Source organism: Winogradskyella maritima (assembly GCF_042650215.1).
In the GTDB taxonomy this organism is placed as follows: domain Bacteria; phylum Bacteroidota; class Bacteroidia; order Flavobacteriales; family Flavobacteriaceae; genus Winogradskyella; species Winogradskyella maritima.
Map to the genome: position 1 here is coordinate 143,003 of NZ_JBHSAT010000023.1, position 14,614 is coordinate 157,616.

General features: G+C 39.1%; 16 protein-coding genes. 10 read left to right on the forward strand and 6 right to left on the reverse strand.

What is annotated here, in order from left to right:
• Nucleotides 1-16: 16 nt before the first annotated feature.
• Both rlmF and ACFOSX_RS13780 read left to right on the forward strand, forming a co-directional pair.
• Nucleotides 17-922 carry a 23S rRNA (adenine(1618)-N(6))-methyltransferase RlmF gene (gene rlmF, locus ACFOSX_RS13775; protein WP_386102416.1) on the forward strand — a complete coding sequence of 302 codons (906 nt, stop codon included), beginning with the start codon at nt 17-19 and terminating at the stop codon, nt 920-922.
• Between the two features lie 84 nt (nt 923-1,006).
• Nucleotides 1,007-2,311, forward strand: a complete 1,305-nt coding sequence (locus tag ACFOSX_RS13780) for an MFS transporter (RefSeq protein WP_386102419.1) — start codon at nt 1,007-1,009, stop codon at nt 2,309-2,311.
• Here the strand turns inward: ACFOSX_RS13780 and ACFOSX_RS13785 are convergent, their stop codons facing one another.
• From ACFOSX_RS13785 to ACFOSX_RS13795, 3 genes are all read right to left on the reverse strand, one after another.
• Nucleotides 2,312-3,220, reverse strand: coding sequence for a TIGR01777 family oxidoreductase (locus ACFOSX_RS13785; RefSeq protein ID WP_386102422.1), 909 nt, complete (start codon nt 3,218-3,220; stop codon nt 2,312-2,314).
• Nucleotides 3,221-3,425: 205 nt separating this feature from the next.
• Nucleotides 3,426-4,103: a tRNA (5-methylaminomethyl-2-thiouridine)(34)-methyltransferase MnmD gene (gene mnmD / locus ACFOSX_RS13790; RefSeq protein WP_386102425.1), complete on the reverse strand. Its 678-nt coding sequence runs from the start codon at nt 4,101-4,103 to the stop codon at nt 3,426-3,428.
• Nucleotides 4,103-4,618 carry a DUF4920 domain-containing protein gene (locus ACFOSX_RS13795; protein ID WP_386102428.1) on the reverse strand — a complete coding sequence of 172 codons (516 nt, stop codon included), beginning with the start codon at nt 4,616-4,618 and terminating at the stop codon, nt 4,103-4,105. The genes mnmD and ACFOSX_RS13795 overlap by 1 nt, the downstream gene beginning before the upstream one ends.
• A 119-nt stretch (nt 4,619-4,737) precedes the next feature.
• On the opposite strand from ACFOSX_RS13795, the gene ACFOSX_RS13800 reads away from it, so the two are divergent.
• Nucleotides 4,738-5,808 (forward strand): branched-chain amino acid aminotransferase, encoded by a 1,071-nt coding sequence (locus tag ACFOSX_RS13800; RefSeq protein WP_386102431.1) that lies wholly within the window; start codon nt 4,738-4,740, stop codon nt 5,806-5,808.
• A gap of 16 nt (nt 5,809-5,824) precedes the next feature.
• Here ACFOSX_RS13800 and ACFOSX_RS13805 read toward each other — a convergent pair whose 3' ends face one another.
• The gene (locus ACFOSX_RS13805) at nt 5,825-6,211 is read right to left on the reverse strand and encodes a pyrophosphohydrolase domain-containing protein (protein ID WP_386102434.1); all 387 of its coding nucleotides are present in this window, start codon (nt 6,209-6,211) and stop codon (nt 5,825-5,827) included.
• A gap of 162 nt (nt 6,212-6,373) precedes the next feature.
• Between ACFOSX_RS13805 and ACFOSX_RS13810 the strand changes: the two genes are divergently transcribed.
• Complete coding sequence (locus ACFOSX_RS13810; protein ID WP_386102437.1) at nt 6,374-6,559, forward strand: hypothetical protein; 186 nt, start codon at nt 6,374-6,376, stop codon at nt 6,557-6,559.
• A gap of 54 nt (nt 6,560-6,613) precedes the next feature.
• Here ACFOSX_RS13810 and ACFOSX_RS13815 read toward each other — a convergent pair whose 3' ends face one another.
• Nucleotides 6,614-8,656, reverse strand: coding sequence for a dipeptidyl-peptidase 3 family protein (locus ACFOSX_RS13815; protein WP_386102440.1), 2,043 nt, complete (start codon nt 8,654-8,656; stop codon nt 6,614-6,616).
• A 101-nt stretch (nt 8,657-8,757) separates the two neighbouring features.
• Between ACFOSX_RS13815 and ACFOSX_RS13820 the strand changes: the two genes are divergently transcribed.
• Nucleotides 8,758-9,780: an SRPBCC family protein gene (locus tag ACFOSX_RS13820; RefSeq protein WP_386102443.1), complete on the forward strand. Its 1,023-nt coding sequence runs from the start codon at nt 8,758-8,760 to the stop codon at nt 9,778-9,780.
• Nucleotides 9,781-10,146, forward strand: a complete 366-nt coding sequence (gene crcB / locus ACFOSX_RS13825; protein ID WP_386102446.1) for a fluoride efflux transporter CrcB — start codon at nt 9,781-9,783, stop codon at nt 10,144-10,146.
• Nucleotides 10,147-10,411: 265 nt separating this feature from the next.
• Here crcB and ACFOSX_RS13830 read toward each other — a convergent pair whose 3' ends face one another.
• Complete coding sequence (locus ACFOSX_RS13830) at nt 10,412-11,014, reverse strand: DUF1684 domain-containing protein (RefSeq protein WP_386102448.1); 603 nt, start codon at nt 11,012-11,014, stop codon at nt 10,412-10,414.
• Between the two features lie 231 nt (nt 11,015-11,245).
• Between ACFOSX_RS13830 and ACFOSX_RS13835 the strand changes: the two genes are divergently transcribed.
• The 4 genes from ACFOSX_RS13835 to ACFOSX_RS13850 are packed head-to-tail and all read left to right on the forward strand — an operon-like array spanning nt 11,246 to nt 14,582.
• A complete protein-coding gene (locus tag ACFOSX_RS13835) occupies nt 11,246-12,457 on the forward strand; it encodes an MFS transporter (protein WP_386102450.1) in 1,212 nt (403 codons plus the stop codon).
• Between the two features lie 14 nt (nt 12,458-12,471).
• Nucleotides 12,472-13,449, forward strand: a complete 978-nt coding sequence (locus ACFOSX_RS13840) for a YpdA family putative bacillithiol disulfide reductase (RefSeq protein WP_386102453.1) — start codon at nt 12,472-12,474, stop codon at nt 13,447-13,449.
• A complete protein-coding gene (locus ACFOSX_RS13845; RefSeq protein ID WP_386102456.1) occupies nt 13,449-13,829 on the forward strand; it encodes a VOC family protein in 381 nt (126 codons plus the stop codon). The genes ACFOSX_RS13840 and ACFOSX_RS13845 overlap by 1 nt, the downstream gene beginning before the upstream one ends.
• A gap of 3 nt (nt 13,830-13,832) precedes the next feature.
• Entirely contained in the window at nt 13,833-14,582 is a 750-nt protein-coding gene (locus tag ACFOSX_RS13850; protein WP_386102459.1) for a DJ-1/PfpI family protein, read from the forward strand.
• Nucleotides 14,583-14,614 lie beyond the last annotated feature (32 nt).

Genomic DNA, 14,614 nt, shown 5'->3' on the forward strand with positions numbered 1-14,614 from the left:
CGCAAATACTTCAAATTTGGCAAAACAGAATCCTCCTAAAGACACTAAATCCCGGCTTCACCCAAGAAGTGCACATCGTAATAATTATGATTTTGACGCTTTAATTGGAAAAGAACCAGAACTGAAACTCTTTGTCGCGCCTAATAAATATGGAACTCTATCCATTGATTTTTTTAATCAGGACGCCGTCCGAAGTTTAAATAAAGCCCTTCTGAAAACACATTACGGTATTGACGATTGGACACTCCCAAAGCAATACCTGTGCCCGCCAATTCCTGGGCGCGCGGACTATATTCATTATATCGCAGATTTAATTGGTCATATCGAGCCTAATCCATATATCAAAGGGCTGGACATCGGGACAGGCGCCAATTGCATTTATCCATTGATTGGGCAAAGTGTGTATCAGTGGAACTTCGTCGGATCTGACGTTGATTCCGTTGCCATCGACAGCGCGCAAGATATCATCAAATCGAATAGTCTTTCTGATTCCATTGAACTGAGGCTTCAAATCGAGGGGAATTTCAAATTCAAAAATATCATCAAGACCAATGAAACCTTCCATTTTTCTATGTGCAACCCACCATTTCATGCATCAGCGGAAGAAGCACGAAAGCAAAATCGAAAAAAGGTTCAGAATTTAAAAGATGACAAAAATGCTAAATCATCCTTGAATTTCGGTGGACAGAGTAACGAGTTATGGTGCAAGGGTGGCGAATTTCGGTTTATAAAAGATATGCTATTTGAAAGTCGACATTACAAACATCAGGTGGAATGGTTTACAACCTTGGTCTCTAAAGGCTCTAATTTGAAACCTCTAAAAACCTTTCTGAACAAGATTGAACCGAAATCCGTAGAAATCATAGAAATGGGTCAAGGTCAAAAATCGAGTCGTATTTTGGCTTGGTCTTTTGTGAAATAGTCTTCTTATTACATTTAGTATTTTCTGCAAATAAGCACCTGTTGTTCTTATTTTATTTCGAATTTTATCATCTAAACCAATTCCTTGTCAGTATCACTTCAACATAAAATCTACAATGCCCTTAACGGAGCTTCAGCCAACGATGACGCTTTGGGTATTAGCGAACGCGCATCAAAATACGGCCAAAGTAACTACTTTAAAATTTTGTTGGCACTGACATTCACCAAACTCGGCGATGCATTAAGTAATCCCAAAACCGTTTTGACTTGGCTTATGGCTTACGTAAGTGCCCCGGTGTATCTCATCAGCCTTATTGTACCTATAAGGGAATCGGGCTCCATGTTACCGCAAATCGCCATTTCAAACTATGTGAAAACTAAAGCCATCAGAAAATGGATTTGGGTTACAGGTTCTATTCTTCAAGCTATAGCTATTGCAAGTATAGGTTTAATAGCATTACATTTTGAAGGCGCTCTCGCCGGATGGTTAATCGTACTATGTTTGATACTATTTAGTTTAGCACGAAGCCTTTGTTCAGTCACTTCAAAAGATGTCACAGGCAAGGCCATAACTAAATCAGTCCGAGGAAAACTCAGTGGTTATACTGCGTCCGTTTCGGGTGTCTTGGTGTTATTGGCGGGTCTTTACATTATATACAAATCTGAGAGCGATGCCACAATTTCGTTTTATAGCACTTTGATATTTTTTGCGGCGTCAACGTGGATTATTGCCACTATTATCTACGCATCCATTAAAGAGTTTCCAGGTGAAACTGAGGTGGAATCTATTGAGGAAAATCCCGTTTCAAAATTCGCTCTACTCAAAAACGATAAAGATTTCAGGGATTTTGTCATCGCCAGATCGCTTCTCCTCTGCTCTGCCCTTTCAGCACCGTTTTATGTAATTTTGGCTCAGACCTATTTGGGTAATAGCAGTTCAGTCTTAGGTTATTTGATTGTTGCCAATGGTATTGCGTCCATCGTCAGTTCGCCATTTTGGGGAAAACTGGCTGATACATCGAGTAAAAATACTATGAGCTACGCGATTATTATTGCGTCTGTCTTAGGGACTGTGCTGTTTATCATTGTTTCTTTTTCTGAATCTATTCGGGAGGCACAATGGCTCTATCCTTTTGTATTTTTTGTTTTGGGTATTGCTCATGGCGGTGTACGTCTTGGTAGAAAAACATATGTCGTTAATATGGCAAAAGGCAACCAACGTACAGATTATGTAGCAGTAAGTAATACAGTAATTGGTATCATCCTTCTAATTACGGGAGGTCTGAGTGCTCTCACATCTCTGTTCTCTGTGGAACTCGTAATTTTACTGCTTTCTCTGTTTGGATTAATCGGCGCCTATAAAAGTTACAGACTTAAACAGGTTGAATAACTAATCGCCAAGTAGATTCTCCAATGCAGGCTCTAAGTGGTGGTATTTAAACTGAAAACCTTCACCTTCGATTTTTGATGCACTCACGCGTTGACTTTCAACCAATATGATATGCATCTCGCCAAGTGCTAATTTCATGGCAAACTTTGGGATATTTGGCAATATCAACGGTCGATTCATAACTCGTGCGGCAGTTTTAGTGAGTTCCGTATTTGTCACTGGGTTTGGTGCCACACCATTAAATACGCCCTCTAACTCTTCTGTAACTGCAAACACAAAAAGTTTTGCTAAATCTTCTACGTGTATCCAGCTTTGCCACTGTTTTCCGGATCCAAAGGCGGCGCCTGCACCAAATTTTATGGGTTGGGTAATTTTTGGTAGCGCACCATCTTCCGATGCTAATACCAAACCGATTCTTACTTTGGCAACCGAAAGACCTAAGTTTTTAAAGTTATCAACGGCATCCTCCCAAGCGTCGACTACTTCCCCTAAAAAAGTGTCCGCCACTGTAGGATAGTCTTCCTCGTAATATTTCACTAGCGATGTTGGGTAATAACCAATAGCACTTGCCGAAACAATCTGTTTAATCGGAAACTGATGCTCTTCAAGTTTTGAATAAAGCAACTGAGCCGTCTTAGTCCTGCTCTCTAAAATGATTTTTTTATTCTCATCCGTCCAGCGTTGCGCAATGGATGCCCCAACCAAATTAATGATGGCAGAAACACCTTCAAAACATGCAATGTCAATTTCGCCTTTGTTTGGATTCCAATAGAATCCTTTATAGTTGTCTTCGGACTTTAATTTTGATTTTGAAGTCGTTAAATAATGAACAGAAATCCCTTCTTTATGGCACTGCTTTACCACTTCGCCCCCAATCAAACCCGTTGCTCCTGTTATTAAAATCGTCATCTTAAATTACTTTTTGCAAAGATACTGGAGCTTGAAGTGCCTATCTCTGGTTTTAGTTAAGATTTAACGTTTGGGGTTCCCATCTGTCCGCTTATGGCGGACATCTTCCCAAAGGGAAGAAAGTTACATATGAATTTTTTTTTCCTTTTGAAATGCCAAGAGCTTTTCTAGGGAAGACATTTAGCTCCCTGACGGTCGCTTAATGCTAAGAGATTCTTTTGGAAGCTCTTAGCATTTCACGCTTTCCGGGAGGGCCGGGCAAGCGTTCTACGGAAAAGCCGACGGCTTCCATGGCGCGTCTTACACTTCCTTTTGCTGAATATGTTACAAGGATTCCGTTAGCCTTGAGTGCATTGAACATGATTTGAAAGATATCTTCGGTCCATAATTCAGGTTGAACACGAGCGCCGAAAGCATCAAAATAAATGATATCGAATTCAGATTGAACAGTAATATCTTTAAAGAATTTTTGTTCCTTCTTGAGTTCGAAATACTTAGAAATATCCTGAAAATCTTCCCATTCGGTCTTATGTATTTTAGTAAAAATATCTGATTCGCATTCAGGAATGATATCCGTGTAATTTAACTGCTCTATCTCGGAAGCTTCAACTGGATAGGCTTCAATACCCGTATATCCAATTTTGACGAATTCTTTTTCGGCTTCAATTTGAGTCAGAATCGCATTCAAACCCGTACCAAAACCGATTTCTAATATTCGTATTGATTTAGGTCTAAACAACCTCAAATAATGATGCAACCCTGTTTTTATAAACACGTGAAGCGCCTCTTGAAGCGCTCCGTGTATGGAATGGTATTGTTCATTCCAGTCTTTTATTTGGATGGTTTTAGAACCATCAGACGTTGTTATAATCTTTCGCTCCACTATTTTTTGAGCAAGACACCATCGGCCTCAAAAGCATACGTTTTTTCAGGCGCAGTAATGGCGTCGATTTCTTCTTTTGATTTTCCTGCATCCTCGGCATAGTGCTTTAAATCGGCCACAGAGGTTTCAGACACAAAAGCCTTTCCATTCACAATAACTTCACCCGAAGCATCTAAAGGCATGAAAAAACCATAATCCTTAAAAGTCACTCTCGCAGTCTCCCCGTTGCCGATATCCATAATCATCCAGCACCCTTTCTTGGCACAAACTTCTTTAATCTCACCTTTCATTTTGGCATTGATAGTATCACCAACCGACAAACCGGCGTAATGAGTCAACATACGGTCCGAAGCTAAGGCGTCATTTGCTGAAATCTCCATTCCTATTTTGGTATATTCAACTTGAGCAATTTCCTCAGACTGGTCAACATCAGTACTTAATTGATCATCTTTGTTCTCATCTTTACAAGCGAAACACAAGGCTAGTGCAAAACTTAATATCAGTATCTTTTTCATAATAAAATGTAGTAATTCAAATTTATTTAACTTCAAAAATACAATTTTTTGAGCACAATTTTTCCTTTAATTAGATATGGTATTTGTGTAATTTTGAAAAACTAAACCCAACGTAGATAATGAGTAAAACCACTTCAAATTCGATTCATATTACCAAGGCGACACAGTCTAAAATAGATACTGTAAATTTTGACGACCTACAGTTTGGGCGCGTATTTACCGATCATATGTTTGTTTGCGATTTTGAAGATGGCCAATGGCAAAGGCCAGAAATTAAGCCCTACGGCCCCATGACTATTGATCCTTCGGCACGAGTATTTCATTATGGCCAAGCGGTTTTTGAAGGCATGAAGGCTTATAAAGATAATGATGGTCGCGTATTTTTATTTCGACCTGATGAAAATTTTCAACGTATTAACAAGTCTTCTGCTCGAATGGCTATTCCTGAATTTCCGGAATCTTACTTTTTTGAAGGTTTGGAAACGCTATTGAAATTAGATAGTGCATGGATTAAGCCAGGTATTGGAAATTCGCTCTACTTGCGCCCATTTGTTATTGCTACGGAGCCTGCAATTTCCGCCTCACCTGCAGTAACTTATCGATTTATGATTATCTGCTCTCCTGCGAAGTCGTATTACAGTGATGCCGTTAAAGTAATCTTTGCACAAAAATATAGCCGATCAGCAGATGGTGGCGTTGGTTTTGCTAAAGCTGCCGGAAATTATGGCGCACAGTTTTACCCTACGACTTTGGCTCAAAAACGAGGCTATCAGCAAATCATTTGGACGGATGCCAACACACACGAGTATCTTGAAGAAGCTGGAACGATGAATATCTTCTTTAGAGTTGGCGATAAACTTATTACAGCTCCTAATAATGATCGGATTCTTGATGGTGTGACACGAAAAAGCATTATTCAACTCGCATCAGATATGGGCATAGCATGCGAAGTGCGACGCGTCAGTGTTCAAGAAATTAAAGATGCTGCCAAAAATGGTGAACTAAAAGAAATCTTTGGTGCAGGTACCGCTGCCGTAGTGAGTCCTATTTCAGCTTTTGAACATGATGGGCAAGAATATAAGATGGCGATGGAAGACGACTCATACGCCAAAATATTTAAATCTAGACTTCTAGGCATTCAGCATAACGAACAGGATGACACACATGGTTGGCGCCATGAAGTGGTTTAAGCTGTTAAAATAATCTCTATTTTTCTAAGATGGCTTCAATATTAGGCTTAAAATAGTTAGGGCCTTTTAGGACTTTCCCATCTTCTCTGTAAATGGGTTCACCGTCTTCACCAAGCTTACTCATGTTACTTCTTTGAATTTCTTCAAAAACCTCTTCAATCTTGTGTTGTAACCCGTGTTCTATAATAGTACCACACAAAATATAGAGCATATCGCCCAAGGCATCAGCTACCTCAACCAAGTCATTATCATTTGCCGCTTCTAGATATTCTTCGTTCTCCTCGCGCATTAGTTTGTAACGAAGCATATTTTTTTCCATGCCTAAATCGGCTTTTGGAGTTTCTCTATGTCCTATTTTAAATGCGGTATGAAATGCCTTTACGGCGTTAATTTTGTCTTGCATAATATGTATTCTTTTCAGTTCATTATCCTTATTTTTGTACTATAAAACCTGACGTTAAACGTCAAATTTTATGAGTCAGCTTCCCGCATTTGCGAGAATGACAAACCCAACGGAACTTCAATGCTTTACATTGAAGAACCATTTTGCACTAAAAATAAAACAATGTTTACGACTGGTCAATTAGTATTTGGACTTTTATTTTTTATCGTTTTCGCCATTATCATCGGCGTACAGTATCGCAAGGATTTAAAACTACACAAGCGCTACTACAAAGGCACAATCTGGGTGCTTTTGGCTTTTATTGGCTTCATCGGATTGATCGCTGTGGTGAAGTTTATGTTTATGTAAATCCATAAAAAAGCCTCGATCTCTCGAGGCTTTCTAAATCATTCAATATATATTCTAGTTTTTCTCGGGTAAAAAACTATAGGTTTTACTGTAGTCCAACATTTGCTGAGGAAAACCAACAGGTTGTGTGACTTTAATGGCTGTAATTTCACCGTTACCATCCATTTCTGGAACTAATTCTGGATTTACAAAACCACTATATGGCGCCGATGTAAATTGCTCGTTGCGCTCTAAAACCTCAGCGTGGATATCTTGGTCTACTTTTACGCCATAGCCTTCAACCAAAGCTTCCACGGCTTCGTAATCCCCTTCTGACTTAATACGTTGGGTTTCTCTCAACAATTCCCCAAATAGTTCACGCAACTTCTCATAATCATTAATATTGAAATAGGTCTTGCCATCTCTGGTCACCTTTTCAATGACGTTATCCGCTTTTCCTTTCTCATAGGCCCAAGCAGATACCCACTGACGGTTACGCATATGTGCTTCTTCTACATCATCACCTAAATTTAAGCGAATCAATTGAGTCATTAAACCATTTCGAATGTATCCATCAAAAGCGGCCTTACCGACAGCTTCCCAATCCTCTACCAAACCGAGCTCTTGTAATTTGGGGCTGTATAAATAGTAAAGTCCGACTAAATCCGCTCGCCCTTCTTCCAAAGTTGATGCATAGTTTTTCAAGGTTTCCTTGGTTTCACCAACACCAGGATTTAACTGACCCGAGGCATGGCCAATCACTTCATGAAGTGCTGTATGCAATTTGTCTGCTACTTGTCCGTGTTTTTCTTCCAACTCATATTCTTCATCATCGTGAACAAATTCCTTCAAACGGCCAGAACTTCCAGCATTATTGTAGGCTTCAATGATATTTCCTAGGGAAACAGATTTACTACCTACTTCTTTTCGTATCCAGTTGGCATTTGGTAAATTCACCCCAATTGGCGTACTTGGTGAGGCATCACCAGCCTCTCCGGCAACAGTTACCACTTTATAAGTTACACCCACAACGCTATCCTTTTTATGTTCGTTCATTAAAGGTGAGTTATCTTCAAACCACTGTGCGTTGTCTGACAAGACCTTCATTTTTTGAGACATGTCAAAATCATTAATTTGAACAATATTTTCGTAACTGCCTCGGTAACCTAAGGGGTCATTGTAGACTTCTATAAAACTATTGATGTAATCCACATTACCTTCGGTGGCTTTGGTCCAAGCAACATTATAATCATCCCAGGTCTGTAAATCGCCTGTGTTGTAATACTGAATTAAAAGTCCAATGGCATCACCTTGGGCTTGGTTTTCAGCAACGCCTTGTGCTTTTTCTAACCACTTAACAATTTCATCTATGGCAGAACCATAAAGGCCACCCGATTTATAAACACGCTCTTTCAATTCGCCATTTTCTTTTACCAATTGAGAATTCAGCCCGAAAGACAACGGGCGCTCAGGGTTTGGTGATTCTTTCATTTTGTAAAAAGATTCTACATTGGCATTGGTCACGTTTGGCCCATAAAAGTTTACGGCTGAAAGCGCCACATTATCCACGCCTTTGGCCTGATTCACTTTTTTAGTATCCTTGTCATTGAAAATCACGTCAAAGGCTTCACCTTCGAGCGTAGCACCAGTATCTACCAATAATTGCTTCAAATATTCTGAAGAAAATTCTGGCTTTAACTTATCGTTGCTGTAATGGTGATGGATACCGTTGCTGAACCAAATACGTTTAAGGTAGGTTTCAAACGCTTTCCAGTCGTCCGAAGTATTATCGCCTGAGTAGTTGGCGTACACCTTTTCCAAGGCATTACGGATGGCCAAATTATGACGGTAATTTTGGTCCCACATAATGTCCCTTCCAGCTAAACCTGCCTGAGTTAAATAGTAGACTAATTTCTGCTCTTTTAGGGAAAGTTTTTCCCAACCCGGAATTTGGTATCTTAAGATTTTAATGTCGGCAAATTGCTCCACATTATAATCAAATTCTGAGGTCACCGCCTCCTCTTGACTTCCTGTTTTTTCCACACTATCCTTCTCACCTACACAAGAATGGAATACCGAAGCAAAGATTAGAAGCGCAATTATAGATTTAAATTTCATTTTGAATGTTTTTTACGATTGTCGCCCAAATATAGTATTTAATGGACGTACCATAAAATGTGTATCTTTGATTTATAACTAAATCAACATCATATTTTAGCATGAAATATTTAAAGTACATCCTATTTTTACTGCTCATCGTAGTTATTGGATTGGCCATTTACATTGCCGTACAGCCCAATTCTTTTGAAGTTACGCGAAGCAAAACCATAAACGCACCCCAAGCAGTAGTCTACAATGAAGTTATTGACTTGAAAAACTGGGAAGATTGGTCTAGTTGGAAAGAAGCTGACCCAAGCATTACGATAAGCTATCCTGGAAAAACAGAAGGTGTTGGAGGGACTTACACCTGGGAAGATGAGGATGGCGTTGGTGTGATGACTACTTTGGAAGCCAATCCTAATGCAAGCATATCACAAGAAATGCAGTTTGCCGAATTCCCAAAATCTGATGTCAATTGGACGTTTGAACCTAATGATGATGGTAGTACCGAAGTCACTTGGACGATTTCAGGTAAAGATTTACCCTTTCAATTTAAGATGTTCTCCACTTTAATGGGTGGTATGGAAAAACAAATCGGGCCACATTACGAAAGAAGTTTAACCATGCTAGACAGTGTGGTTACCAACGATATGAAAACCTACAGCATCGACGTAAAAGGAGTTACCCAGCATAGTGGTGGTTATTACCTTTACAATACAGCCTCATCCAAAATCAGTGATTACCCCGCAAAGATGCAAGAGATGTTTCCTAAGGTTGGTGCTTATGCTTTAGCCAATAATATCACTTTTGCAGGTGCACCTTTTGTGTTGATTGAAAAGTGGGATGAAGAGAATGACGCGGTGATATTTTCGTCCTGTATACCTACGCAGAACAAAATTATTTCGAATGAAGCAGATATTTTAACCGGACAGTTGGAGCCATTGCCAATGGTATTGACAGAGCTGAAAGGTGATTATTCTAATTTGCCAGAAGCTTGGGAAAAAGCCATGGCCTTTTTTGAAACCTCATCTTACGAGTTAGACCCTAATGGGCCTATGCTCGAGGTTTACCCGACGGACCCGAGCCAAGTCCCTAATCCAAAGAATTGGTTAACTCAGATTTACCTTCCAATCAAGGAATAAATGAAACAACTGCTTTTGGTTTTTTTGGGCGGTGGTGCAGGTAGTGTACTTCGTTATATAGTCGGACGTTGGCTAAACAGTCCTCAAGACGGGATTCCTTACGGAACATTTTTGGCAAATATTTTGGGAAGCTTACTCATTGGAATCATCCTAGGATTAGCCACAAAAAATAATGCCTTAAACAGCAATCAGACCCTGCTATTGGCTACAGGATTCTGCGGTGGCTTTACCACCTTTTCTACCTTTGCTTATGAAAATCATGTATTCTTGAAATCGGGCGACTTTACAAGTTTTGCTTTGTACACGATTGCAAGTTTTGTGGTGGGGTTTTTGGCTGTTTTTGCCGGGTTGTATTTGGTTAAGTAGTTCCCATCTGTCCTGCGGACATCTTCCCGAAGGGAAGAATTAAGTTTGAATAAGTAGACTATGGCTTATTTTTTATTCAAGTTGTTTTAAAATTTGGAGACGTTGCACGGAGCTTCACAAAGAAACACGGAGTTGCACGAAGAAAGAAATCTTAGAAATTAACCGTCAATCATTTTTGGAATTTAGTCCCGAGGCTTCGGGATTGAGATTTGGAATTTCTGCTTTGCGCCCCTGTCTGCTGACAGGTAGATTAGCTAGCCATAAATCACTCTTTCTTATAATCCTTCATCCCAGCCTTTACCTCAATATCCATATAGTTGATGCGTGGTACAATGGGGCAAGAGTACCGCTTGTTATAAACGCAAAGCGGATTGTAGGACTTGTTGAAATCTACAATAATTTCGTTGCCTTTAGGAATACGTAAATCTATATATCGTCCTCCACCGTAGCTTGTAACGCCGTTGGTATTATCTAGATATGGCAAAAAAAGATAGTCCTCATAGCCTTCGGTTTGCATATTTTCCTTGCCTTGATAAACGTTTAGGGAAAAGGATTGGTCGCCAATTTCAAATTGTAGAATGCCATAGACACGCTCTTCGGACAGTCGGTCGGTTGTGGTTTTCATTTTAAACCATTCGGTATTTGGGGTACGTTCTAAAAATGCATTGACGACGTAGGTGGAATCAAATTCAAAAAAATCCAATCCTTCAAACGTGCGTAAATCCTTCTTGGTCAATGGCGAGGTACTGGCATCCTTAAACTGGGCGTTCTTCTCATTTTGCCATTCCGTATCGCCTTTAAGTTCCATTTTCTTTTGGCCACAACTCCACTGAGTCACTAATACTAAGAGGATTAGAAATCTTTTCATTTTGAAAAATTTAAATGCCTAAAATACAACTTCTCAGATTTTATTGTAGTTTAGCTAAAGAATTCGAATTAAATCATGCGAAACTACGTCACATATACATCAATTATCTGGACCAAGCAACAGCCTTGGCTTCGGACTGATTATCTATTGTGACAATATAACTATACCCATTAACAATATTTAAAAGTCCGACGATAACGTCGGACTTTTTATTTTTATACAACCACCAACATGAAAAAACTATACGCCAATTATATAGAATCCTTTCAAGGACTTTCACGCGAGATTTGGTATTTATCACTCATAAGCCTTATCAACAGAGCAGGAACCATGGTCATTCCTTTTCTGTCGTTATACCTTAAAAAAGATTTGGATTTTAGCATCAGTGATGTAAGCTGGATTTTTGTATTCTTTGGTATCGGCTCAGTAATGGGGTCATGGCTCGGTGGAAAATTGACCGATATTTTTGGGTTTTATAAAGTGATGACCGTAAGCTTATTCTTAACCGGCATTTGCTTTATCATCTTACAGCATTTAGATTCGTTTTGGTCTTTTTCTATAGGTATTTTATTAACCATGTCTATTGCGGACAGTTTTAGGCCGGCCATTTTCGTTGCGATTAAGGCTTACAGTAAACCCGAAAATCAAACACGCTCCATTGGCCTCATTCGTTTGGCCATAAATGCAGGTATGGGCGTTGGACCAACCGTAGCGGGACTCATCATTGTCCTTTACGGCTATCATCTCCTATTTTGGATTGACGGGATAACATGTATAGTCGCCATTTTATTGTTTGCAAACTTGGTTAAAGCTCCCAAAACAGAAATTCCCCTAGAAGAAACACAGGTTGAGCGACCAGATAAAAACGCTGTTTATAAGGACATGTCTTTCTGGATTCATTCAGCGATATGCTTTCTTTTCGGGATGGCCTTCTTTCAGCTTTTTACTACGCTTCCATTGTATTATGATGCTGTTTTTAAATTGAATGAATTCCAAATTGGAATCATCCTCTTTTTAAACGTGGCCATCATCGTAGTGTTTGAAATGCCTTTTTTGAATTTCTTGGAGAAAAAATCAATACCCGTGACTAAGTATATTTTAACCTCCTTACTCCTTTTGGGCATTAGCTTTGTAATTCTTTACAATAACTTTTGGCTCGGTATTCTCGTTATAAGCATTGCTTTTATGACTTTTAGTGAAATGCTGGGCTTTCCTTACACTAACAAATTCGCGCTAAAACGAGCAAAAAAAGGTTTGGAAGGCAGTTATATGGCCATGTATTCTATCTCTTTTTCTCTAGCTCATATTTTTAGCCCAAAAATAAGTTTAGGTATTGTTGACGTGTATGGTTACCAAGTTAATTGGTTAGTCACTGCTGGATTTTGCGCCATGGGTGTATTACTTTCGCATTGGCTATTTAAACGAGAACAACAAAATTTGTAATAGCTTTACAGAAGATGTCAAACACAAAAGAATTAGAGGTACTCATAATCGGCGCAGGTCCCATCGGCATTGCTTGCGCTTTAGAATGTAAAAAACGAAACTGGAATTATGTAGTCATTGAAAAAGGGGCACTGACCAATTCCTTATTCAATTATCCCTTGAATATGACCTTTTTTTCAACCTCTGAAAAATTGGAAATCGATGACATTCCGTTTATCAGTAATAATCCGAAACCCTCACGGACCGAAGCTTTGGAATATTATCGTCGGGTGGTAACGTCTAATGATTTGAATATTAATTTGTATGAAACTGTTTCAGGTATTTCAAAAAGCATTTCTGAATTTACAGTTAAAACGGATAAAGGCATGTACGGTACTAAACACGTTATTATCGCAACAGGGTTCTATGATATTCCAAATTATCTAAATGTCAAGGGTGAAAATTTACCCAAAGTGATGCACTATTATAAGGAAGCGCATCCGTTTACCCTTCAAAATGTAGCTGTGGTTGGCGCGAGCAATTCTGCTGTGGATTGTGCTTTGGAAATTTATAGAAAAGGCGGAAACGTGACCATGATTGTTCGCGATGACGCAATTGGCGAACGGGTTAAGTATTGGGTGCGCCCAGATATTATCAATCGGATTGAAGAAGGCAGTATCAAGGCTTATTTTAATTCTGAAATCACGGAAATCCGAAAACACGAGATTACTATTACCACACCTGAAGGGCCTAAAACACTACAAAATGACTACGTCATCGCATTGACAGGATACCGTCCAAATTTTGAATTTTTGGCCAATGCTGGTATCACATTTTCTAAAGATGAGAAGCATATCCCAACCTATAATGCTGAAACAATGGAATCTAATGTAGAAGGGTTGTATTTAGCAGGCGTAATTTGTGGCGGAATGGAAACGCACAAATGGTTTATCGAAAATTCACGGATACATGCGAAGCTTATTGCGGAACATATTGAAAAGAAAGTTAGCTAATGGATTTAAATCAAGTAACCATACCAGCCAAGGACGTAGCTTTATCAGTGAAATTCTATCAAAATTTAGGTTTAAAATTAATCGTTGACGCCTTACCTAGATATGTTCGTTTTGAATGTCCAATTGGAAACAGCACATTTTCAATTCATCAAGCTGACACGTCCGAAAATAAAAATGGAATTACCCTCTATTTCGAAGTCAAATCCGTAGAAGAAGTTGTTGCAAATTTGAAGGCAAAAGGTGTAAATTTCGATTCAGAAATCGTGGAAGAATCTTGGTTATGGAAAGAAATAAGACTCAGTGACCCAGACCAAAATCAAATTAAAATTTATCATGCTGGTAAAAATAGAAAATCGCCACCTTGGCGCATAAAAGACTAAAAAATGAGATATTTAATAGTATTTGCATTTCTGGCTAGCTTTAGCTGTCAAAATTCAAAATCATCTGATACAACCGAAGGTACATCAACTGAAAACACCTTTGTAGAAAAGACCTTTCCAAAGTTAGAACCAAATCGATATAATGTCGGTTTCTTAATTATGGATGGTAATTATAACACAGAACTCACGGCACCATTCGATATTTTTCAGCACACCATTTTTCGAGAAAATATCAAGGCGATGAATGTCTTTACTGTTGCCAATACTGACGAGCCTATCACCACGTTTGAAGGCATGCGCATTATTCCAGATTATAACTATCTATCTGATGATGTTCCACAGATTGATATTCTCGTCGTGCCGAGTGCAGAGCATCATTTAGATACCGATTTGGAAGATGAAGAAATGATTGAATTTGTCCAAAAGGTCGATAAAACCGCACAATTTGTAACCTCGCATTGTGATGGCGCCTTTGTATTAGCCAAAGCCGGATTACTCAATGGAAAAGTCTCTACCACCTTCCCAAGTGATATTGACAAGATGCGTGAGATGTTTCCACATTTAGATATTCGTAAAGACGTCCTTTTTGTTCACGACGGCAAATACATCACCTCAGCCGGTGGCGCCAAATCTTTTGAAGCCTCCTTATATTTAGCTGAGCATCTGTATGGAAAGGAAATCGCTAAATCGCTTTCTGGTGGATTGGTCATTGATTGGGATTTGGATACCGTTCCGCACACCATTATAGAGTAGAATATTTGTTTTATTTTTAAGAAACTAATCCG